Consider the following 22441-nt stretch of genomic DNA (forward strand, 5'->3'; position numbering starts at 1 on the left):
CTCAATAATCATTTTACGCTGACCTAGCTGAGTTTATGGCTGGCGTCGTGTGAAGCGCGTCTATGGCGCTGAGCAGCGGTTAGCTTTTTCATGCTAAGGTTTGGTTTATCAGTTGTCGCTATGTTGGCGGCATAACAGAGCGTAAAAGCACAAGGAGATTGTGATGCAACAAACACATGCTGCAAGTTGTCATTGCGGTGCGGTTAAGCTTGTACTTAATTTACCGATGGGGCTGGCAGATTTAAGGCGTTGTGATTGCTCAATGTGCCGGCGCCGCGGTACTATTGTCACCTCAGCCAGCCTAGACGGGCTAAAGGTTGTAGCGGGTAAAGATGCGTTAAAAGTCTATCAATTTAATACCGCGACCGCTAAACATTACTTTTGCCGTACTTGCGGTATATACACCCACCATCAACGTCGCTCTAACCCAAAACAGTTTGGGATAAATGTGGGCTGTATTGAAGGTGTTAATCCTAATGAGTTAACGCAGGTCGCAATGGTTGATGGTATTAATCATCCGGCCGACTGCGTTGTAGAGTAAAGAGAATATAATGAAAAGTGATGCTTCAGTCTGTCCACGATGCCAGTTACAAAACGGTTGTTCAGTATTGCAAGGGCAAAGCATTGAGCAATGCTGGTGTCGTACCCAAGCATTTCCCTCCAAAACGATATTAGATAGTGGCAAAGCTGCCGCAGGCTCTACAGCGCTGCTTAACAGCAAGGCTTGCTTGTGTCAGGCCTGTATTCAGCAGTTGAAACAATTGGAAGATAGCCAGCTTTTTATCCAAGTAGATTAAGCATGGAAGCAGTAGAGATGATGCCTAACAGTGTTGTTTCTAACTTAAATTAGCCAATAAAAAAGGAGCCCTAGGCTCCTTTTTTATTGGGATATCAATGTCAGTAGCTACGGTGTAGCCACTGATCATGTTTCCTTTACTTCTGCGATATTACTCAGCAGGACCTTTGCGATGCGGCTTTCTGTCACCAGAAGGACGACGGTCGCCAGAAGGACGGCGGTCACCAGAAGAGCGACGTGGACGACGAGCTGGACGGCTATCGCCACCAGGCAAGTTGTCGAACTGCTCTGCAGAGGCTTCACGGATGTTAAGTGGACGACCGCATACACGTACTTTTTGTAGGTGTGCTAGTACATCTTTTGGCATTCCGTCTGGTAAATCAATGGCTGTTACGCTGTCAAATAATTGGATTTGACCAATGTAACGGCTATCAATGTTTGCTTCGTTAGCGACTGCACCAACGATATTACCAACACCAACACCATTGTCGCGACCTACATCGATGATGTAACGACACATTTTAACATCTGGATTATCTTTAAGTGCATCTGCTGAACCAATTGTTGCTGCAGTTGGACGAGATTCTCTGCGTGGACGATCACCACGTTCACGAGGTGCACGGTCTCGAGAGTTACGGTCATCACGTGAGTCACGTTGACGTTCGTGAATTGACGGTAACTGTAGTGGGCGATCTTTTTGAACTTGTTGTAATAATGCAGCAGCAAGAATGTCAGTATCAACTTCTAGCTCTTGACATAATTTAGCAACGGCGCCTTTCATGAAGTCTAAAGAATCTTTAGCAATTACTTCTGAAACTTGCTCACCTAGGCGAGATAGACGGCGTTCTGCCACAGTCTCTGGGCTAGGGATGTCCATTGGCGAGATACGGCTCTTAGTTGCACGTTCGATAGTGCGTAGCATACGCATTTCTCTGTGTGTAACGAAAAGAATCGCCATACCAGTACGGCCAGCACGACCTGTACGGCCAATACGGTGTACGTAAGCTTCTGTATCATATGGGATATCGAAGTTAACTACGTGTCCGATACGCTCAACGTCAAGACCACGGGCCGCGACGTCAGTAGCGATAATAATATCAAGTTTGCCACGTTTTAACTGGTCAACGGCACGTTCACGCGCTTGTTGATTCATATCACCGTGTAGTGGTGATGAAGCGTAACCACGGGCTTCTAACTTTTCAGCTAGCTCAACACAACTGTTACGAGTTCGAACGAAGATGATAATACCTTCAGTCTTCTCTACTTCTAGAACACGTACAAGTGCTTCTAGTTTGTTGTGCTGTGACACTTGTACAAAACGTTGCTCAATGGTTTCTACAGTTGTAGTTGTAGTTGCAATTTTAACGTGTACAGGTGTAGTTAAGTATTTGTTCGCTACTCGCTTAATTTGCTCAGGCATAGTTGCTGAGAAAAGCGCAAGTTGACGTTGCTTAGGTGTATGCTCAAGGATCCACTCGATATCATCGATGAAACCCATTTTTAGCATTTCATCAGCTTCATCAAGCACCATTGCTTTTAGTGACTCTAGCTTAAGTGTGCCACGGCGCATGTGGTCCATTACTCGGCCAGGAGTACCAACAATAATTTGTGGTCCACGACGCAAAGCATTTAATTGCTGTTGCATGCTTTGTCCGCCGTAAATAGGCAGAACGTGTAAACCTTTCATGAATTTAGCGTAGCTACCGAATGCTTCAGCAACCTGTACGGCTAGTTCACGTGTTGGAGCTAGTACCAAAATTTGTGGTAAGTTAGTGCTTGGGTCAATGCTGTTAAGTAAAGGCAGTGCAAATGCGCCTGTTTTACCAGTACCAGTTTGCGCTTGACCTAAAATATCTTTACCGGCCATTAGTGGGTCGATACTTGCAGCTTGAATTGGAGTTGGTTTTTCGTAACCGAGCTCATCAAGAGCACGCAACAAAGACTCGGATAGACCGAGTTCGCGGAAAGTTTTTTCTATGGATGACATGGGTTGTAGCCTTGTGGAATAGCAGAGTGCTTGGAGCACCGATGTGTAAAGACAGAAAATCAACCCCGTGTCGACTTCCCGCACCGAAAACGTTCAGTAAGCAACATAGTATAGCAGGGTGTAATTGGTATTACCATTTCAAAATGGTGATTTTAAGTAATTTCTAAGCAATTAGTAGGCCAGTTAGTAACTTAGCTAAACTTAAATGCAACTCTCAAGTGCATTTATAGGGTGTTTTTGAGTAGTAAGCTATTAATAATGAGTAGTTGGTAAGCCGATTCAGCGACAGCGGCAACAAAGTTGATCTCTATTTTTTCAGCTGTATCGCTGGGCTTATGATAATCGCGATGCGCAGGTACTCCAAAGTAAAGCCATGGGATGCCTGCTTTATGCATTGGGTAATGGTCAGACGCCTGTAAAACAGGACTGCTGATGACGCTGCCATCGAATGATCTTGGTTGTCGAGTGCGAATGCAAAGTTGATTTATTGCGGTCATTGATTGCTGTAATTGCTCATATGACTCGAAGTGTCTTGTCCCTTCAATATAGATGGCTTTACGGGTGGTTGGTCGACCAATCATATCTAAGTTGATGGCGAGCTCTATCTGTTCTATTTGAGGCTCAGTGTGATTACTTTTGAACTTACCGACCAGGGCGTAGGCACCATGCAAACCTGCCTCTTCGGCATCGGTCGCTACAAACAGTATATTGACTAAACGGGGTTGAGCAACTGCTTGTTGGGCAATTTGTAATAGCGCGGCAACACCTGATGCGTTGTCGTCTGCGCCATGAAAAATGCGTGAGCCTTTGCTACCAAGGTGGTCGTAGTGCGCCGTGATGATGCGCCATTGCTGAGTCGGTTGTGGTGCTAACACTACACCAGCAATATTGACTCCTTTGTTGTTTGCAAATGATACCGAATATTGAAACTCGTGCTGAAAAGTCCCGAGCCATGGCGCGATACCAATTTGTTGAAAGCGGTTGATGAGGTAGCTTCGGGTTAAAGCCGCTCCTGCTGAGTTAGTTTTCCGGCCAGAAAATTCATCTGAAGCAAGCTTATGTATATCGGCTGATAGTTGAGGTAAGTTGACCCAATTAGAGTGTGGTTTTTTTGCGCAATATGGGGGGCTGCTGCACGCGACAAGGCTGGCACTAATCAGAATGACTAATATAATCCGCATGCTATTCCTTAGCTCATTGATGCCTAAAAAACCATGTAAAACACTGGCTACAGCTTACAGTAAGCTAGCTAGCAGAAAGCATTAAATGGTCGTTATAGTCATTTGAATTTAATCCATCACAGATTCGGTACTCTTTGGATGTTAAAACTAGTTTAAAGCTGTTTAGCACAGGCTAAGCCAAAGTATCTGCTTAGCCTACCTCTAATACGGTGTTGTAGCGACTATTTTTTAGTCGCTTGCCTGTATGTGCATATAAGGTTGTGCTGCGATTTGGGTTTCGGGCTGTAATGCTTCGGTTGGTAGCAAGGTAAATTGAAACTGATACTCATTACTGCCGCTGAACAAACGTTGTTTTACTCCCACCATAACGCGGGAGTCCTGCGTTAGGTTACCAACTTTAATGCGCCCTATTGTGCCGTTAGGTAGTGCGATAATGCTGGTTAAATCATTGCTGCTTACTACGCGTGCTTTAGCTGATTTGGATTGCCCCCACAAAGGGTCGATAACCGTTAGAAAAAGCAGGCCTAGTGTAAACACTAAGCCTGAGGTTAATAAAATATTGATTGGCATTAAACTGTGTTGGCTCTTGTTTATTTAGTAAGTAATGGCTTTAAAAAGCGTGCGGTATGAGATTGAGTATTCTCTGCCACAGTTTCAGGCGTTCCAGCGACTAAAATCGTGCCGCCTCCTGAGCCGCCTTCTGGGCCCATGTCAATAATCCAGTCAGCAGTTTTAATCACATCTAAGTTATGTTCAATAACCACAATCGTATTGCCATGAGACTTTAAACGATGCAAAACATCGAGCAGTAATTGGATGTCTGCAAAATGTAATCCAGTGGTGGGCTCATCGAGTATGTACAGCGTTTTACCTGTATCGCGTTTAGAAAGCTCTTTTGCCAGTTTAACACGTTGCGCCTCACCGCCTGAAAGCGTGGTAGCGCTTTGGCCAAGACGGACATATGACAAACCAACATCCATTAGAGTTTGTAGTTTGCGCGATACCGCTGGAATGGCATCAAAGAAGGGTCTTGCTTCTTCAACCGTCATTTGCAGTACTTCGTGAATATTTTTTCCCTTAAAGCGAACATCTAAGGTTTCACGGTTATAGCGTTGACCTTTACAGTCATCACACGGCACATAAACGTCGGGTAAAAAGTGCATCTCAACTTTAATGAGTCCGTCACCTTGGCACGCTTCACAGCGGCCACCTTTAACATTAAAGGAGAAACGTCCGGGCGAGTAACCACGAGTACGCGACTCTTCGGTAGCGGCGAATATTTCACGTATTGGTGTGAAAATACCCGTATAGGTTGCAGGGTTTGAGCGCGGAGTACGACCAATAGGGCTTTGATCAATATCAACCACTTTATCGCAATGGTCCATCCCAACGACGCTTTTGTAGGGCGAGGGTTCATCAACCTTGGCACCATTAAGCTGTATGTGGGCAATTTTGTAAAAAGTGTCGTTGATCAACGTAGATTTACCTGAACCTGATACACCTGTAATACAGGTAAATAGGCCGACAGGGATTTGTAAATCAACATCTTTTAAGTTATTACCTGACGCACCAAAAAGCTCAATAAGTTTTTTGGGGTCATAATCTGTGCGCTCAGTTGAAATATGGATCTGCTTTTCACCTGATAAATACTGGCCGGTAATCGATGCTTTGCAATCTAACAAGTCTTGCAAAGTACCTTCGCCGATAACTTGTCCACCATGTACGCCGGCTCCAGGGCCGATATCAATGACATGGTCTGCCATTCGAATCGCGTCTTCGTCATGCTCAACCACAATCACGGTATTACCTAAATCTCGCAGATGTATGAGCGTTTGCAGTAAGCGTTCATTATCACGCTGATGTAAGCCAATTGAAGGCTCATCAAGAACATACATTACACCAACGAGTCCGGCACCAATTTGGCTCGCTAAACGAATGCGCTGTGCTTCACCGCCCGACAAAGTGTCGGCTGAACGAGAAAGGCTCAAGTAATTAAGGCCAACATTGACCAGGAAGCCTAAACGGTCGCGTACCTCTTTAAGGATTTTTTCTGCAATTTGTCCGCGCTGACCCGTTAACTCAAGGTTGTCAAAATAATCTAAGGCTTCGCCAATCGACCATTGGGTGAGAATAGGTAAATTGAGCTCATTAATAAATACGTTACGCGCTTCTTCGCGTAGGCGAGAACCGCCACAACTTTGGCACGGCTGTGTGTTAATAAACTTCGCTAACTCGTCTTGAACCGCGTTGGATTCAGTTTCACGAAAACGTCGATCCATATTGTTTAAAATCCCCTCGAAAGGATGATTTCGAACCACAACATCGCCACGGTCATTGATGTATTTAAATGCAATGCTTTGCGAGCCTGAACCGTAAAAGACAATTTTTTTAATTTTGTCTGTCAGTTGCTCAAACGGTTTTTCAATATCAAATTTATAATGCTCAGCTAAAGAACTCAGCATTTGGAAATAATAAAAGTTACGTCTGTCCCAGCCTCGAATCGCGCCGCCAGCCAGTGACAGTTCAGCATTCGTAATGACTTTTTCAGGATCAAAAAATTGCTGGATCCCTAAACCATCACACGTTTGGCAGGCGCCGGCAGGATTGTTGAATGAAAATATGCGTGGCTCAAGTTCGGCCATTGAATAGCCACAAATCGGGCAAGCAAAGTTGGCAGAATAAACATGTTCTTCAGGTTTCGCTTTACCCTCAACCGGATCCATACTGGTAACTTTAGCAATGCCGCCAGACAGCTCGATTGCAGTTTCAAACGACTCTGCCAAGCGTTGCTTAATGTCATCACGTACTTTAAAGCGATCAACCACCACTTCGATGGTGTGTTTTACGTGTAGGTCAAGCTCTGGTGGATCGGTTAAATCGCAGACTTCGCCATCAATACGAGCACGGATGTAGCCTTGCGCCGATAGACTTTCAAGTAGTTTTACATGCTCACCTTTACGGTCGTTAATCACCGGGGCAAGCAGCATTTGACGGCTGCCTTCAGGCATTTCGAGCACTTTGTCGACCATCTGGCTGACCGTTTGTGCTGCAAGCGGCTTACCATGGTTCGGACAACGAGGCTCACCAACCCTGGCAAACAGTAGTCTTAAATAATCATAAATTTCGGTTATCGTCCCCACGGTTGATCGCGGGTTATGAGATGTGGATTTTTGCTCAATAGAAATCGCAGGGCTTAAGCCTTCAATATGGTCAACATCGGGCTTTTCCATCAAACTTAAAAACTGACGCGCATAAGCAGATAGTGACTCTACGTAGCGACGCTGCCCCTCAGCATACAGGGTATCAAAAGCTAAAGAAGATTTACCCGAGCCAGACAGCCCCGTAATAACAATTAGCTTGTTACGCGGAATGGTCAGGTTGATGTTTTTAAGATTGTGGGTTCGAGCGCCACGTACTTCAATATTTTCCATCTAGCGTTCAGATCTCAAAGCCGAAAAAAGTAGTTCAGTATCGCACACATTTAACGGGTTCAATAGACATAGTGAATGAACAATTGTAGGTGATGGCTTTTTGTTTTGCGTAAAAAACTAATAGAGTCAATAAGTGTTAATTCTACTTTTTACGCCGATAGCTGGACTACAGATACATCTTTTTCTTTTCCTTTTGGGCTAATGAAAAACTTCGTGGTAAACTGCGCGACTTAATAAAAGTTCACCAAACAGGGCGGGGCAATGGCCAATAACGGACTTTCGAAGACTGAGAAAAAAGTCGCGTTTTCTTTAGCCAGTGTGTTTGGACTGCGGATGATGGGCCTGTTTATGATCATGCCTGTATTCGCACTCTACGGGCAGCATCTGGAAGGTTTTTCACCGTTGTGGGTCGGTATCGCCATTGGTGCATACGGCTTAACGCAAGCAATTCTTCAGATCCCTATGGGGATCTTATCGGACAAGTACGGCCGGAAACCTATCATTCTTATCGGACTGCTGATTTTTGCTATCGGTAGCCTTGTTGCCGCCAATGCCGATACTATTTACGGCGTGGTTGCTGGGCGAGCATTGCAAGGTATGGGCGCTATTGCGGCAGCAGTATTAGCGTTAGCGGCCGACTTAACGCGTGATGAACAGCGCACCAAAGTTATGGCCATTATAGGCATGTGTATTGGCTTTTCCTTTGCATTATCGTTATTAGTTGGCCCTATCGTAGCGCAGCATTTAGGTTTGTCGGGGTTATTTTTCATGACGTCGGGCTTAGCGTTGTTGGGCATGTTAATTGTACAATTGCTAGTGCCAAATCCGATTGCGCAAGCGCCAAAAGGTGACACCGTGGCGGCACCAGAAAAGCTACGGCGCATGCTGGTTGACCCGCAATTATTTAGGCTTGATGCCGGCATATTTATATTACACTTAGTATTAACAGCCGTGTTTGTGGCGTTACCTTTAGACCTAGTTGACGCCGGGCTTGCGAAAGAAGAGCACTGGATGTTGTACTTCCCCGCATTCATCGCCGCGTTCTTTTTGATGGTACCGCTGATTATTATTGGGGTTAAACGTAACAACACAAAAGCGATGTTTCAAATTGCACTGCTTATTATGATGGCAGCGTTAGGTTCTATGGCATTGTTTTCCCATAACTTAGTGGTGTTGACACTTGCGGTGGTGCTGTTTTTTACCGGATTTAATTACCTCGAAGCATCGTTACCTAGTTTAATTGCAAAGTTTTGTCCCGTTGGCGATAAAGGTTCTGCAATGGGTGTATATTCAACTAGCCAGTTTTTAGGTGCTTTTTGCGGTGGTTTACTCGGTGGTGGAGCGTATCAATTAGTGGGTGCAGCCGGGGTTTTTGTGGTTGCATTAGGCTTGATGTGTATTTGGTTTTTGTTAACTTTTGGAATGAAAAACCCAGTTATCCTCAAGAGTTATACATTAGAGGCCGATGTAAGTGATAAGCAAGGGGCTAAAGTGATGGCCAGCGAACTGGCTGAGCTCACTGGCGTTTGTGAAGCGATTGTCGTACTCGAAGAGAAAGTGGCTTATTTAAAAGTAGATGACCATTTCGATTTGAGAGAAGCCAGAGCTGTGTTAGGCTCTGTCAATTAGTGAAAAAATTTAAATATTGCAGGAGATTTCAATGGCCAGTCGTGGTGTCAATAAAGTAATTTTGGTTGGTAACTTAGGGCAAGATCCTGAAGTTAGATACATGCCGAACGGCAATGCCGTAGCCAACATTACCGTGGCGACAAGTGAATCTTGGAAAGACCAAAGCGGTCAAAAGCAAGAGCGCACAGAATGGCACCGCGTAGTGATGTTTGGCAAACTAGCTGAAATCACTGGTGAATACTTGCGTAAAGGCTCTCAAGTTTACCTTGAAGGCAAGCTACAAACACGTAAGTGGAAAGACCAAAGTGGTCAAGACCGTTACAGCACTGAAGTGGTAGTTGACCAAGGTGGTCAGATGCAAATGCTAGGTGGTCGCGGTCAAGGTCAAGCACCTGCTCAAGGCGGTTACCAACAACAAGCGCCACAACAGGGCGGATACGCACCTAAACCACAACAAGCAGCTCCTCAGCAAGGTGGTTATGCTCCTAAGCCTCAGGCAGCACCTGCGCAAGGCGGTTACCAGCAACCACAGCAGCAAGCTGCTCCTGCTCAAGGCGGCTACCAAGCGCCACAGCAAGGTGGTTATGCTCCTAAACCTCAAGCTGCACCAGCTGCTCCACAACAGCGTCCAGCGCCACAGCCACAGCAAAATGTGACGCCAGATTTGGACGATGGTTGGGATGACGATATCCCGTTCTAGCCCGGAACTTGCTTAAAGTGTAAAGACGAATAATGTCTACTTCTCTAAAAGCCGCGTATATCGCGGCTTTTTTGTATATGCAGCAAAGTGAAGAGTGTGACCCCGCGACAATGAATTTCTTTATCGTAAGTAATCAAGGCAGCATTAAATTTTAAATGTCTTTAATTACAGGTGCTTAAGTGGTTAGCATGCTTTGACACTGTTTCGGTGACAAGGTTGTTCATAAGGGTTAGGGGTTATCTTTCTACAAGCTTGATATATAACGGCTTTGTCATGGTGGGTAGAATTTATTTATTGTTTACTCGGTTAAAAACTTGAATAACTATGGCTTTGAACTAAATTCGATATCTAGCGAGAAAAATACACAATATTTTGAGATTACTCATGAAAAGTCAGTTTGTTTAGCAAGTGAGATTCATTGTAAAATAATCATAAAGCGGCTTAAATTATAAGAGTAAGCGCTAGTTATATCGAAGTGAATGCGAGTGGCATTGACTTTATTTTCATTAATATGTGTTGATTTAAGGGTGTTAGCATATATGTACAATTCGTCTACAAAGCCAGTTTGGTACGGTGAACTCAGGACCTCACGTGGCAACACAGTTGTTATTCATGACAAGCAATTTCCAGAAGCGTCAGCTGGCAGAGTGTATTTATATAATACGACTCGTGACAATATTATTGAGTATGCGGAAGAGATTGTTCAAGTCAATTTACACGAGCTGTCTGGAGAGGCTTTAGCCGCTGCTAAGGCAACTTATAGCGCCGCTTGGAACGTTGCCCGTGAAGCCTTTATGGCGCAACATTCTGGCTGGGTTGAGGCTCACAATCCCACCTCATGTGTGCCTAAAAAGCCTAAACCTGAACCTGCTTTTGAGGCAGAACCAGAGGCTGAAGCTGAAGTGGAGTCTGCGGAAAGCAGCGATTATGAAAGCAGTTGGCCAAATGAAGACTTCGAAGATTGATATTAGTTGGTCATGATTAATAAATAAAAACAGCGCCGCAGCGCTGTTTTTTTATGCTTTGCTGTCAAACTTATAACGGCTGATGTGGTGATAGACCTGCCCAGGCTTAATGACAGCGTCACCGGCAATATTGGCTTGATTTGGCGCGTCAGGAATTTGCTGAGGCTCTAAGCACACGGCCTGATATTTGAACAATGTTTGCTGGCTTTTACCTAATGTGCCTTGTAAATAATTGGCGCCATAAACTTGTACGCCAGGTTGGTTGGTATACAAGGTCATGCCGCGGCCACTTTTAGCTGAACTTAACCGGCCAAAACGTTGTAGCTGTGGGGCAGATTTAGGGAGTAAAAAGCAGTGGTCAATTCCCAATGTCGCAATTAACTCTTCGGCGCCAATAAGCGACTGTAATGTGGTTGGTAATCGAAAATCCAACGCGCTATTGTGAGTTTGACAAATACGATTAGGAACACCAGTGTCATCCATTGCTAAGTACTGTGTTGAGTCGGTTTGTAGTGCGTGTTGCAAGTTACTGCTAGAGCCATCTAAATTAAAATAGCTATGCTGTGTTAGGCTGATAGGGCAAGACTTGTCGCTGCAGGCTAGCATTTCAATATAGAGATTATTGCCGGCTAGACGATAATCTATTTGCACAGTGCATTTACCCGGAAACCCCATATCGCCATCAGGGCTGACTAAGTTTAGGCGAACGCCATCAGGTAGCGGGCCTAAATTCCACAACTTACGATGAAAACCCTCTTTGCCTCCATGCAGGCAATTACCAGCTTGATTAACATCGAGCTGATGCTGCTTGCCATCAGTAGTAAATTGTCCGCCTGCAATCCGGTTGGCGTAACGGCCTGCAATGGCCCCCAAATAGGCTGATTGCGCTAAATAGTCAGCGGCATTATCACAACCTAATACAATATTACCACGCTCACCGTTTCGGTCAGGAACCCACAGTGAGCGAATAATACCACCTAAACTGAGCACTTCTAATGCGAGGTGGCCATTATCAATTCTTACCCGTTCAATTTGGCCACCGCGAGGGTCAGTCCAAGGGTCTAGGGGGGTAAAGCGTACCATGTGTTTTCCTTGTAAGTCGTGCACTACAAATGGGAGTTATGCCGCTAATCCGAGGCATTAATTTTACTTAGTGAACTGTCTGGCACCATCGGTTGCAGAGCATAAATAGATGGTGGCTTCGAGGCCGGTTTTTTGGGTATATTGCTGCTCAACCGCTTCAACGACTGCGTCGGTGAGTGAGTGGTCAACAAGTGCAACTATATAGCCTCCTAAGCCAGCACCGGTCATTCTGACTCCGCCTTTGTCGCCAATCACGTTAGCGATGATCTCAACTAGAAAGTCTATTTCTGGAACTGATACTTCAAAGTCATCCCGCATCGATATATGCGAGTCAGCCATTAATTGGCTCAACTGTGCAATGTTGCCCGATTCCAGTGCCCATGCGGCATTTTGGGTGCGACGGTTTTCGGTAATAACATGTTTGGCGCGTCGATAGCCTGCGTCACTTAGATCATTTTTGGCCGCATTGAGATCGGCAAGGGCTAGGTGGCGAAGAGAGTCGAGCTGAAAGTATTGTGCAACTTGAGCGCACTGCTCTCGACGCAGGGCGTACTCCTGCTCGGCATGGTCGCGCTCAACACTCGAGTCGATCATGATTAAGCTTAAGTTTTCAGGAATACTAACGGCTTCGCAATCTAGATCGAGACAATCGATTAGCAGCGCATGATCTTGCTGACCCAGTGCGCTGATCATTTGATCCATAATACCACCGGCCGCACCAACGTAATGATTCTCGCCGCGCTGTGCCAGTTGGGCAATAGCAAGGGGTGACAACTTGATCTGGCTGGCATCGTTTACTGCCGTACCAAAAGCAATTTCTAGCGCCGCCGAAGAAGATAACCCAGCGCCAAGAGGCACATTGCTGACTATTGCGAGGTCTATACCTTTTGGTGTTAAGCCTGACATCGCCATGGCAGCGCTAAACCCTTTGAGGTAATCGGCCCATTCTAGAAATTGCGGGGCACTGCCTTCTTCACCAAAAGTCCACTGCTTTACGTCACCGGGAAAGGCGGCAGATACGGCGCGGAACTGGTTATCTTCGCGACGTTTAACCGCAATAAAGGTATGAAAATTGATGGCGGTAGGTAATACAAAACCTTCGTTATAATCGGTATGGTCGCCAATGATATTTACTCTTCCCGGGGCAAGGTAAATCGCATCGGCCTGAGTACCAAAGGTTTGTACAAAAAGTTTATTGACTCGTTGAGCTGGATTGGGCATGAATTACTTTCCGAAAGTTAGTCATTTCGATTAAAGCGTTAGTGCTTTGGTCATCAATAACCTTGTCGCCTTCTTATACCTAGCATCCTAGCCACTGCATGTTAAGTTGTTCAGGTGTACTGTTAAGTGAAGCATAATGATGATTAATGCGCCTTATTTTTGTCATTTTGCCCCGCTTTTTCGCCACAAATGTACTGCAGGCTGTTTACACTTTAATGGTTTATATCACGACTTAGCGGCATATGAAACTGAGTTTTTCTATTGTTTTATATAGATTATCGTAACTTTGGCAGTGATTTGTGCTAGGTGGATTCATAGAGCGGACAAATAGGCGAGATTTATTTGAACAGCCAAGAGGTATCTGTAAATGGATACCTCTTGGCTGGTAGCATTGGCAGGTAGGCCTGCCTGACGTTTAACCGTTTTTAGAAGGCGACAGAACTAGTGCCCTGTACCGGCTTGGCATGACAAATAACAATAGGCGAGGCCAATATGGTCGCCTATTGCATACAAATGTTAATCTAGGCGTGGCTGGTTGACCGCGTCAGGGTGATCAGGCACCGCACCTTTTGGGCTGAGTAGCTCTTTAACAACATGCTCAACAAAGCCTGAGCCAGCGGCTTCATAGAGGTTATAAACACTATGTACACCAGACTGGCTTAAGGCGGCACTGTCTTCTTGATATTGCACTATCGCGCTAAGCTTTCCTTGGTAATCTAGGCGTTTAAGTTGCTCAACGGCAAACAAGTTTCCGACGTGATGCGGCATTGCCAATAGCACTAATTCTAGGTTGGGAGCGTCATCCAGTTTTTCCCAAAAGTCGGTATCAGAGGCGTCACCTTGAACAACATTGCGACCTTGCTGGTTGTGGTAATCAACAAGCTCCTGTTTATGCTCTACCCCTAGGATTTCACCTTCATATAATGTTCGCAGTTCATCATAAGCACCAGAACCGATCCGGCCCATACCAAGAATAAGGAAACGCGGGTTACCCACTGCAATCGGGCGGTCTTCGGGATGTAACGGGTGTTTCTCTAATCGATGTAATCGATGTTGGTATTTTTGGTAAAGGCGGTTGGAAGCTATATTAAGAGGTGCAGAAAACAGAAAACTGAAGCTTAATGCCACCGCTAAAATTACCATCCATTGTGGTGGTAACCAGCCTTTAGAGGTCGCAACAGCAGCGACAATTAAGCCAAACTCACTGTAGTTACCTAAGCTAAACGATGCCAGTAACGACGTACGTGAGCGTAATTTAAAGTGGGTGAGCAGGTACATAAACAGTATAATTTTTATCGGCACCACTAACACCAAAATAGCGGCCAAACCCATGTCGGCAAAGGTTGGTAAACCGTTTAAACCCACGGTGAGAAAGAACGCGACTAAAAATAGCTCTTTGAAGTAAAACAGTGACTTGGCTAGCTCTGACGATTTAGGGTGTCCGGCTAACAATATACCAATGATTAGTGCGCCAAGATCAGGTTTTAAGCCGACAAGTTCAAATAACCAAGCGCCCATGACTAATGCCATGACTAAGCCAAACAAAACTAGCAATTCGCCGTGGCCGACACGATCAAAGGCTTTGTAAATAAAGGGCTTTGCTAAGGGTAACAACAGTAGCGCTAATGCCCAGTAGGAGGGAATATCACCTTTTGATATGGTTAAAAACGCCACGGCAAAGATATCTTGCATGATCAAGATCCCTATCGCCACTCGTCCATAAAGGGATTGCATGTCACCTTTATCTTCTAAAACCTTAACCGCAAAAATGGTACTCGAAAAACTTAACGCAAACGCTAATAGCCCCAGTTGATTGAGTTCAAGTCCGGTTAGTTGCTCTAAGCCTAACAAGCCTAAAAGCTTTAACAGCGTAATAAAAAACAGCATCGAACCTAATAAATGCAAACTTGAACCTGCCCACACCTCTGCTTTAAACAGGCTGCGAATATCGAGCTTTAGCCCAATCGCAAACAGCAGTAGGGTTACCCCTAAATTGGCAAGCTGCTCGAGCATTGGCAGGCTGGACTCTTCAATACCAAATAAAAATAACACAAACCCCGCAACCAAGTAGCCGATTAAAGGAGGCAGCCCCACTCGGCTAACTAGCATGCCACAGGCTAAGGTAATAATGAGTATCGCAGGTTCCATAGTGCTCCTAACTAAACTGATGTTGGCGAGTCAATTCGCCATGAATATGCGCACATAATAGGGTCGCGATTTTAAAGGCGATTGTCTACTACGTTAGAGTGATTATTTTTGGTTTGTCACTGAAAGGAGGGTTAGCGTTAACTTGAGCGATAACAATCTCTGCTGGATGGCTTTTATCAGTATAAAGGCATCCAACAGAGGTATGGGTATTGGCTCGTTTTACGCCACTATTTTACGAGGTGGTCAAGGTGCTTAGCGAATGCTTCAGGCCCCATAAAACCGGTGACTCTTAAGTCGGGTCTAGGCTTGCCTGTTTCGTCAAACATGATGAGTGTCGGTAAACCTAGTACGTCATAATGTTCTAATAGGGCAACGTCAATCGCATCACTTTTAGTTACATCGGCTTGCAGCAATATCATCTTGCTCATGCGCTCAGCGACCGCTGCGTCTTTAAAGGTAATGGCTTCAAACTCTTTACAGGCAACGCACCAGTCTGCGTACAGATCTAGCATAACTGTTTTGCCTTCGGCTGATGCCACCGCAATGGCTGCATCAAGGTCGGCAAGAGACTTAATGCGCTCAAAGTCATGGCCTTGGCCTTTGTTAGCTTTAGTGAGGCTAGCGTTGGCATGAGATTCAAAGCCAAATTGATGCATTACGGTTTGCAGTCCGAAAGAGAAACTGCCAAGTAGTGCTAGTAGCAACAAAACTGAACGCACTGATTGCTTCCAGTTAAACTCTGTTAGCTTATTTTGATGCATCAAATAGCCTATCAAGACTAAGCACCATATGGCCCACAATAGGTCAGAGATAAAGCCTGGCCAAATTCGGCCTAACATTACAATTGATACCGCAATGAGTAGGAAACCAAAAATGGTTTTGATGATATCCATCCAGCTACCAGCACGTGGAAGGATTTTGCCACCTGAAGTACCGATAATCAAAAGCGGTAGCCCCATCCCCATACTTAATACGTAAAGTGCTAAAAAGCCCTGTAATAGGTCGCCTGTTTGCGCGACATAAATCAGTGCGCCAGACAAAGGAGCTGTGGTGCAAGGTGAGGCTACAAGGCCTGAGATAATGCCCATCAAGAACACGCCAATAACGTTGCCGCCTTTTTGGCTGTTTGAGATGGCGTTCATTTTTTCTTGCCACTTTGAAGGTAGCTTCAGGTCGTATAAGCCAAACATCGACAAACTTAAAACGAAAAACAAAATAGCCAGCACAATCAATACTGCTGGGTGTTGTAGGGCTGCTTGGTATTTCATCCCCGCTGATGCAACCACAAGCCCAACAATTGAATAGGTGATTGCCATGCCTTGAACGTAAACCATCGACAGGCTAAATGCTTTAGCGGTAGATAGTTTTTCGCCTTGACCGACAATAATCCCAGATAAAATTGGGTACATAGGGAACACACAAGGGGTTAGTGCTAACCCAATTCCTAAGCCAAAGAATATGACTAAGGTCCAAATTAGGCTGTCGCTCGCCAGCATTTTGCTGAGGCTATCTTGTTGGGTGATAGGCTGTGTGTTGTTCGGTGCAGTGCTTGCTACGGCCGTTGTAGGGCTTTGTTGGCCATCATTAGCACTAACGTCAGCAAGGTCGATAATATGTCGAGTTGGCGGATAGCAGAGCTTACCTTCAGCGCAGCCCATAAACGTAATTTTTAACGTATCTCCTGCAGCGGCCTCTTTGATTGCAATAGGCAGTTCAATAAATGACTCATAGACCTCTTGCTCACCAAAATATTCGTCGTGGTGAATTTTGCCTTTAGGTAAGGTAATTTCACCCAGTACAGCACCGTTGGCTTCAAACTTTAGTTTGTCGCGGTACATGTAGTAGCCGTCAGCGATGCCCCAGCTAACAGTGACCATATTGCCTTTTTGATTAAAATCAAACACAAAGGCTTTTTCCACCGGCATGAGTTCGGGCTCACCGTCTAAAAAGGAAAACTCGTTGGAGCCAAATGTGTTATCTGCATGTGCTAGCGGGCTCAGTATTAGCAGTGAGGCTAGCAGTAGGGTGATGATTTTTTTCATGACAGTGTGGTTTCTTTTATCCAATCAAAATAGGCTGGTAATCCCAGAGTAACAGGTACTGCTATAAGCTCAGGAACATCGTAGGGGTGCAGTGTTAATACTGCGGCTTGAATTGCATCAAAGTGCTGGGCGAGGCACTTAATGTGTAAACCAAATTCCGTTTCTTCGCACACTTCCCCTTGCCACTCATATACGGATGTCATCGATGATGAGATCTGTACGCAAGCAGCCAGCTTGGCTGTGACTAACTGACGAGCTATCAATTTGGCACTTGCTTCGTCGGGGCAAGTGGTGACGACTAGTAAAAATTCAGTTTCCATCTTGTACTTTTTCTCTACCCGTTAATGATTCAATAATCGCATAAAGAGTCAATCTACAGGCGGTTTATTGCGTTAAACTTGTTCACTATCGGTACTGTACGTGTTTTGCTTAACGCATGCATTAAGCCATCGTAAAAATAGTGATACTGGTAGTTTTTACCTAGCAATACAGTTAGCGCTGTGGTTTATCGCGATAGCTATTTTTGTGGCTTAAACCATTAACCGTACACCAATAGCCATTGTGCATAAATGTTTACGATAATAGTGCTGAGGGGGATGACTTGTATAGGCGATGTTTCTGCGCCACTATTGGTGGCAGCTGGCCTCAATGACTTGAAAAAGGGCTGAGTAACCCCAATTTAATGTTTATCACCGCGAATATTGTGAGGTTTACGTGTTTTTTACTTTGTTATTAATTTTTGTACTGGTTCCGATAACGGAGCTTTCGGTGTTGATCCGAGTGGGTGAAGCGTTGGGGAGTTGGACCACCGTTGGCTTAGTGATTTTTACCGCAGTGGTCGGGGTGTCATTAGTTCGAAGCCAAGGCGTTAGCACCTTAATGCAAGTGCAGCAAAAATTGGCTCGCGGTGAAGCGCCGGGTCAAGAAATTGTGGAAGGGATGATGCTAGCGGTTGCAGGGTTAATGCTGCTTATTCCAGGCTTTGTCACTGATTTTATGGGGCTAATCTTATTAACACCGTTTACGCGTATTCCTGTTGCAGGCTATTTCTACAAAAGAATGCAGTTAAAAGCCAACAGCAATGGGGGTTTTCAGGCGGGTTTTGGTCCAGGCATGGGTGGTCAAGGTGGTCCATTTGGGCAGCAACATGGCCGTTCACCGTTTGATGATGGTAATACCTTTGATGGTGATTTTGAACGCCACGAAGAGCCTAACGATAAACGCCTTGATGCGCCGCTAATTGACGGCAAGCCCAACGCTCAAGACGAGCAGCAAGATAAACCCGAGCCAAAGCCTTAGTTAAAGTTTTGGGTTTCGCGGGTAGAAGTTATCGGGTTTTCGTTCTATATGGCTAAATTTGCGGGTGTTTTTATAGGGTAGTTTCATAAAACCTGACACCCCAATACCTTGTATTTTGTCGATATGATTTAAAATACGGTCTAAACAATCACGGAAATCTGCCTCTTTGTCTGGGGCGAGTAAGCGTAAATAGCTGTGTATTTTCATGTGATTAGGCAAAGATTCAAAAATAATGCAGCCAGTGTGATGAATTTGGTTAATCATATTCAGTTCAGCCATGATCTCGGCTGGGAGCTCTAAGTTTTCTTCCGGATCGCGGCCATCCTCAAAGTAAGAGTGAAGCCTTGAGCGTGCTTCAAACGAAGGTACGTCACCCACCTCAAATGGCAGTTGTTGTTCTAGGTCAACCACAAACGGTAACTGTTCATGGTCACGCTCAATGTGAAGCGTATCTCTGGCGTTGAAAAAGCAGGCTTTAAATACTCCAATTCGGCGAATTCCACGAGCTAGCGTGACCATATTGTTGACCGCAATGGTTAATGCTTTCTTTTGAGTTGGGTTATATAAGGCAAGGTTAGAATCAATAAATACCCCGTTTTCACGCCAGTGAATCGCTAGACCGCCGACAAGGTCGTACTGCGCTAAGCGCCCAACCGCAGCGATAAAGCCTTTTTCGGTATCACCCATACCAGCCATAAAGTTGCGATAGTATTTTTCTAATTGCAGGTCGTCCATTTTAGCTATGGGGTCGTCGGTATTATGTTCTTGCAAAAACGCTTTACGTGAACTGTAGGTAACGGTTTCAACTTCATCGATGCGGGGTAAAATCCACAACGGAATATCGGCGCTCACTGGTGGAGTATTTAACTGAGGCAGGTACATGCGATGGCTGTGCGCCATACTGCGAAGAAAGTAGTCGCCAGCTTTTTTACGCTGTATTGGATCTTCACTGAGCATGCCGTCTAATGTGCGTGCTAATTCAACCGGTAAGCCAATACTCGTAGCGGGGATCACCTTACTACCAAAGCGGCTTGCCTGGCCTGACGCCAATGCATACAACGTCGCAGCAATACCTTGCTCGTCGAAGCGTGGGCTAGACAGCGCGCCGTTAAGTTGCTCTTCACCGATGAAATACACATCGCCCATACGTGCATTAGTGTGCTGTTGGTCGCTCGACATTAGGTCCATTACGTTACCATTGACAGGGTTACCGTCGTTGTCGCGCTGAGCAAAGACGGCAGAGCCCCAGTCTATTAACGATAGGTGTTGTGTTTTTACATCGTAAACTAAATTAGAGGGTTTTATATCGCCATGGATAAGCGGTCGGCCATGATGCAAATATTGCAAAATAGCCGCTAACTGGCGGGCAATATTCATGACCATTGCCACGGGGAGCGCACCGACGCGTAAGCACAGTTGTTCTAGGTCTTCACCGGGAGCGCGTGCCATCACTAAAATACCCTGCTTGCCCACATGTTCAAATTTAATTAGCGGTGGCACGTTGGGATGGATGACTTGAGACAACATAAATGCTTCTTCTTCAAGCCTGTCTTGCACATGCTGGGGCAGTGTTAACCGAGAAAACTTAAACACATGTGATTGACCCTGTGCATTCACACCTGCAAATACAAAACCGTAGGCACCTTTGCCAACTAGCTCGAACTCCTTATAACCTAACTTACTGAGTTGTTGCTTACATAGCCTCATCCAAGCGCGGCGCTTGCGGGCGTCGTTGGCAGCCATTAAATATATCGACTGCTCTTCTGAAATATAAAAGTGCTTAAGTTCGGGTGTTTGCAATGCTCGCTCCTTGTGGTTGCACCTTATTAAATCAACATTCACACCGATAGTCCAAGTTGATTAATTGAACAGACAAAATATGCGTTTTAAAAGCAGGTGAATCGTGACATTGAGAGGGCGTTATTGGGACTGATATTGATGTAAATCAATTATGTAAAATAGCTAGAGGGTTAGTCTTGAATGGTGTAAAAATTGAAAGGTGTGCTTATGTTTAGGGCCACATCAGTACAAAGGTGATCATATGTCAGAGGTAGATAAGTCACGGTTAATCGAATTGCTCGAGTATCCTAGGCAGCGTATTCTGCAATCAATGGAATTGAACCAATGCCCACATGCAGGTTTTTTTAATCAAACGGATATGCAGTGTATTAATTGCCATCAAGGGATGGAATGCACTTGGATGAATCATAATGATGAGAACATTGCTGTTGAGCAAAAAACAATGGAAGATTTAAGGCAGCAGTTATTATTTGCAGTTGATTTTATTGATTCAAGCCTGACTCCGCATCATTTGTCTCGTCGCCATTGTGAATGCGAAAACTGCCTTTGGTTAAGAAAAGTTCAAACAGCGCTCAATATTCCAGCTCGAAACGTATCTTAACATTTGATTTAGCTCTCTAAGGGAAGTTAGCACTCTAAATCAGCTGTTTAAGCGCTAAGCTTATTACTGGCAGCAACTGTGATTGCCAAAACGCAGGCACTATCAAGGTTAAAACCGCTAATGCTCGATAAGCTGTGTTAGGTTATGTACTGATATAAAACTAAAAAGCGACCATTTGGTCGCTTTTTTGGTTTTAACAATATGAATAACCGACTAAAAGTTGTAACGCATACCAAAGGTAACGATGTTGTCATCGTCTAAATCAACGGTAGCACCTGCCACTTTGTGGTCGCCTTCGTACATAGCATAGTGGCCATATAGCATGGTTGATTTAGTGATTTTGTAGTCTGCTCCCACGGTGAGAGTTTGCACATTGATGTCGGTTGCGCTTTCGTCAGTGATCTTAGAGTAATAACGGCCAAAACCAGCTGTATCTTTGCCATATTGAGCTTTTAAATTAACGCCATTTAAGTTGTAAGCCACGCTAACAAGGTAGGTATCGCCTTCTTTTGTTGTGGTTTGGCTTTTAGTGTTTTGGTAGATCCCGCCAAGTTTAAAATGGCCTATTTTTACTTGGCCTGCAGCGCGGTAGGCATCGACACCGTCAAGCGTGGTATAAGCACCAACAAGGTAGTAAGGCTGAGCTTTCAATTTCTTATCACCAACCATTACGTTTAAAGTGTATTGGTCGTGATAGGCATTAACTGCATCGTCATCACTGGCATCGATGTAGTTGTCTTCAATTAGGTAGGTTGCGTTGATCGTGATGAGATCGGCAATTTTTGGCGAATAATACCAAATGCCATCACGTGATGGAGACTGGCCAATCAATAGCCGGTCAATGTCTGCGTTGGTACTACCGAATGCATCAATCCCCCCTTCGGAAACCTTGAATGCTGAACCGTTACTTCCCACAAGTACTGTACCGATAGGTGACTTTATACCTAGAAAAGTATCACGCGATGTAAACGTTTCGCGGTCGCCACTGCTACTTTCGGTTTCGGTCATGCTCTCTACGCCAAATTCTATTTGGTAAAGCAGTTCGATGTTGCTCGTTAGGCTTTCGCTACCTTTTAACCCCAAGCGCGATAAATTATTTTCTAGCACAGTGCCGTCTTTATTGTTTCTTATTGTCGCAGCGGTGTCTGAGTTTGATAGTGCAAGATCTAAGCGGCCGTATAGGTTTGGGCCATCGGCTAATGTACCAAATGAAGTAAGGGTTAATGCTGATACCAATATGAGTCTTTTTTTCAATGGATGTGCTCCCATAACCTAAGTTATTTATTCATTTATTATGACTTTGACATAGACTTTTATGTTTGTTATGGGCACTCAGCACCCAAATCAATGTGAGGGAGATATTACAGATTTATCACCTCAAAGTTGAGAAGTAAGTCACATTATCACTTCCGAACATAAGGAACGAGTATTTTTGCTGAAATTAAATTAGCAGCAAAGCAATAATATTTACTTCTATTAAAACCGTGACTTATGGGATTATGATAAGAAGTATTCAATGTGCAGGTATTATTCTGGCTGTGTGTTTTTTGTTATGAAA

General features: G+C 44.8%; 19 protein-coding genes. 8 read left to right on the forward strand and 11 right to left on the reverse strand.

What is annotated here, in order from left to right:
• Nucleotides 1-163 precede the first annotated feature (163 nt).
• Nucleotides 164-541 (forward strand): GFA family protein, encoded by a 378-nt coding sequence (locus RGE70_RS01680; RefSeq protein ID WP_310469828.1) that lies wholly within the window; start codon nt 164-166, stop codon nt 539-541.
• Between the two features lie 10 nt (nt 542-551).
• Complete coding sequence (locus RGE70_RS01685) at nt 552-797, forward strand: cysteine-rich CWC family protein (protein ID WP_310469829.1); 246 nt, start codon at nt 552-554, stop codon at nt 795-797.
• Nucleotides 798-947: 150 nt separating this feature from the next.
• On the opposite strand, the gene RGE70_RS01690 is transcribed toward RGE70_RS01685, so the two are convergent.
• The 4 genes from RGE70_RS01690 to uvrA all read right to left on the reverse strand — a co-directional run bounded on the left by RGE70_RS01690 (nt 948) and on the right by uvrA (nt 7395).
• On the reverse strand, nt 948-2783 hold the full coding sequence (locus tag RGE70_RS01690; RefSeq protein ID WP_310469830.1) for a DEAD/DEAH box helicase: 1836 nt from the start codon (nt 2781-2783) through the stop codon (nt 948-950).
• Between the two features lie 224 nt (nt 2784-3007).
• A complete protein-coding gene (locus RGE70_RS01695) occupies nt 3008-3964 on the reverse strand; it encodes a M28 family peptidase (RefSeq protein ID WP_310469831.1) in 957 nt (318 codons plus the stop codon).
• Nucleotides 3965-4192: 228 nt separating this feature from the next.
• Nucleotides 4193-4534: a hypothetical protein gene (locus RGE70_RS01700; protein ID WP_310469832.1), complete on the reverse strand. Its 342-nt coding sequence runs from the start codon at nt 4532-4534 to the stop codon at nt 4193-4195.
• Nucleotides 4535-4554: 20 nt separating this feature from the next.
• Nucleotides 4555-7395, reverse strand: a complete 2841-nt coding sequence (uvrA, locus tag RGE70_RS01705) for an excinuclease ABC subunit UvrA (RefSeq protein ID WP_310469833.1) — start codon at nt 7393-7395, stop codon at nt 4555-4557.
• A 261-nt stretch (nt 7396-7656) separates the two neighbouring features.
• Here uvrA and RGE70_RS01710 point away from each other — a divergent pair, with 261 nt between their 5' ends.
• From RGE70_RS01710 to RGE70_RS01725, 4 genes are all read left to right on the forward strand, one after another.
• Entirely contained in the window at nt 7657-9024 is a 1368-nt protein-coding gene (locus RGE70_RS01710; protein WP_310469834.1) for an MFS transporter, read from the forward strand.
• A gap of 31 nt (nt 9025-9055) precedes the next feature.
• A complete protein-coding gene (ssb, locus tag RGE70_RS01715) occupies nt 9056-9724 on the forward strand; it encodes a single-stranded DNA-binding protein (RefSeq protein ID WP_310469835.1) in 669 nt (222 codons plus the stop codon).
• Nucleotides 9725-9756: 32 nt separating this feature from the next.
• The gene (locus RGE70_RS01720) at nt 9757-9879 is read left to right on the forward strand and encodes a hypothetical protein (RefSeq protein WP_310469836.1); all 123 of its coding nucleotides are present in this window, start codon (nt 9757-9759) and stop codon (nt 9877-9879) included.
• Between the two features lie 384 nt (nt 9880-10263).
• Nucleotides 10264-10689, forward strand: a complete 426-nt coding sequence (locus RGE70_RS01725; protein ID WP_310469837.1) for a hypothetical protein — start codon at nt 10264-10266, stop codon at nt 10687-10689.
• A 51-nt stretch (nt 10690-10740) separates the two neighbouring features.
• On the opposite strand, the gene RGE70_RS01730 is transcribed toward RGE70_RS01725, so the two are convergent.
• The 5 genes from RGE70_RS01730 to cutA form a co-directional block, all read right to left on the reverse strand.
• Nucleotides 10741-11772, reverse strand: coding sequence for an aldose epimerase family protein (locus RGE70_RS01730; protein WP_310469838.1), 1032 nt, complete (start codon nt 11770-11772; stop codon nt 10741-10743).
• 63 nt (nt 11773-11835) lie between these two features.
• Complete coding sequence (galK, locus tag RGE70_RS01735) at nt 11836-12993, reverse strand: galactokinase (RefSeq protein WP_310469839.1); 1158 nt, start codon at nt 12991-12993, stop codon at nt 11836-11838.
• A gap of 516 nt (nt 12994-13509) precedes the next feature.
• Entirely contained in the window at nt 13510-15141 is a 1632-nt protein-coding gene (locus RGE70_RS01740; protein ID WP_310469840.1) for a cation:proton antiporter domain-containing protein, read from the reverse strand.
• Nucleotides 15142-15368: 227 nt separating this feature from the next.
• Nucleotides 15369-17183, reverse strand: a complete 1815-nt coding sequence (locus tag RGE70_RS01745; RefSeq protein WP_310469841.1) for a protein-disulfide reductase DsbD — start codon at nt 17181-17183, stop codon at nt 15369-15371.
• Nucleotides 17180-17503, reverse strand: a complete 324-nt coding sequence (gene cutA / locus RGE70_RS01750; protein WP_310469842.1) for a divalent-cation tolerance protein CutA — start codon at nt 17501-17503, stop codon at nt 17180-17182. Before cutA ends, RGE70_RS01745 begins: the two co-directional genes overlap by 4 nt.
• A 394-nt stretch (nt 17504-17897) precedes the next feature.
• On the opposite strand from cutA, the gene RGE70_RS01755 reads away from it, so the two are divergent.
• Nucleotides 17898-18482 carry an FxsA family protein gene (locus RGE70_RS01755; RefSeq protein ID WP_310469843.1) on the forward strand — a complete coding sequence of 195 codons (585 nt, stop codon included), beginning with the start codon at nt 17898-17900 and terminating at the stop codon, nt 18480-18482.
• Here the strand turns inward: RGE70_RS01755 and RGE70_RS01760 are convergent, their stop codons facing one another.
• A complete protein-coding gene (locus tag RGE70_RS01760) occupies nt 18483-20282 on the reverse strand; it encodes a protein kinase domain-containing protein (RefSeq protein WP_310469844.1) in 1800 nt (599 codons plus the stop codon). It abuts the gene before it with no gap.
• A 241-nt stretch (nt 20283-20523) separates the two neighbouring features.
• Between RGE70_RS01760 and RGE70_RS01765 the strand changes: the two genes are divergently transcribed.
• Nucleotides 20524-20883 carry a hypothetical protein gene (locus tag RGE70_RS01765; protein ID WP_310469845.1) on the forward strand — a complete coding sequence of 120 codons (360 nt, stop codon included), beginning with the start codon at nt 20524-20526 and terminating at the stop codon, nt 20881-20883.
• Between the two features lie 213 nt (nt 20884-21096).
• Here the strand turns inward: RGE70_RS01765 and RGE70_RS01770 are convergent, their stop codons facing one another.
• Nucleotides 21097-22137 carry a porin gene (locus RGE70_RS01770; protein ID WP_310469846.1) on the reverse strand — a complete coding sequence of 347 codons (1041 nt, stop codon included), beginning with the start codon at nt 22135-22137 and terminating at the stop codon, nt 21097-21099.
• Between the last annotated feature and the right edge of the window lie 304 nt (nt 22138-22441).

It is taken from the genome of Shewanella youngdeokensis, from assembly GCF_033180165.1.
GTDB lineage: Bacteria > Pseudomonadota > Gammaproteobacteria > Enterobacterales > Shewanellaceae > Shewanella > Shewanella youngdeokensis.

Excerpts from the sequence above, each read along its gene's own strand:
- RGE70_RS01680 (WP_310469828.1), top strand. The coding sequence starts at position 164 with ATGCAACAAACACATGCTGCAAGTTGTCATTGCGGTGCGGTTAAGCTT.
- RGE70_RS01685 (WP_310469829.1), top strand. The coding sequence starts at position 552 with ATGAAAAGTGATGCTTCAGTCTGTCCACGATGCCAGTTACAAAACGGT.
- RGE70_RS01690 (WP_310469830.1), bottom strand. The coding sequence starts at position 2,783 with ATGTCATCCATAGAAAAAACTTTCCGCGAACTCGGTCTATCCGAGTCT.
- RGE70_RS01695 (WP_310469831.1), bottom strand. The coding sequence starts at position 3,964 with ATGCGGATTATATTAGTCATTCTGATTAGTGCCAGCCTTGTCGCGTGC.
- RGE70_RS01700 (WP_310469832.1), bottom strand. The coding sequence starts at position 4,534 with ATGCCAATCAATATTTTATTAACCTCAGGCTTAGTGTTTACACTAGGC.
- uvrA (WP_310469833.1), bottom strand. The coding sequence starts at position 7,395 with ATGGAAAATATTGAAGTACGTGGCGCTCGAACCCACAATCTTAAAAAC.
- RGE70_RS01710 (WP_310469834.1), top strand. The coding sequence starts at position 7,657 with ATGGCCAATAACGGACTTTCGAAGACTGAGAAAAAAGTCGCGTTTTCT.
- ssb (WP_310469835.1), top strand. The coding sequence starts at position 9,056 with ATGGCCAGTCGTGGTGTCAATAAAGTAATTTTGGTTGGTAACTTAGGG.
- RGE70_RS01720 (WP_310469836.1), top strand. The coding sequence starts at position 9,757 with ATGTCTACTTCTCTAAAAGCCGCGTATATCGCGGCTTTTTTGTATATG.
- RGE70_RS01725 (WP_310469837.1), top strand. The coding sequence starts at position 10,264 with ATGTACAATTCGTCTACAAAGCCAGTTTGGTACGGTGAACTCAGGACC.
- RGE70_RS01730 (WP_310469838.1), bottom strand. The coding sequence starts at position 11,772 with ATGGTACGCTTTACCCCCCTAGACCCTTGGACTGACCCTCGCGGTGGC.
- galK (WP_310469839.1), bottom strand. The coding sequence starts at position 12,993 with ATGCCCAATCCAGCTCAACGAGTCAATAAACTTTTTGTACAAACCTTT.
- RGE70_RS01740 (WP_310469840.1), bottom strand. The coding sequence starts at position 15,141 with ATGGAACCTGCGATACTCATTATTACCTTAGCCTGTGGCATGCTAGTT.
- RGE70_RS01745 (WP_310469841.1), bottom strand. The coding sequence starts at position 17,183 with ATGAAAAAAATCATCACCCTACTGCTAGCCTCACTGCTAATACTGAGC.
- cutA (WP_310469842.1), bottom strand. The coding sequence starts at position 17,503 with ATGGAAACTGAATTTTTACTAGTCGTCACCACTTGCCCCGACGAAGCA.
- RGE70_RS01765 (WP_310469845.1), top strand. The coding sequence starts at position 20,524 with ATGTCAGAGGTAGATAAGTCACGGTTAATCGAATTGCTCGAGTATCCT.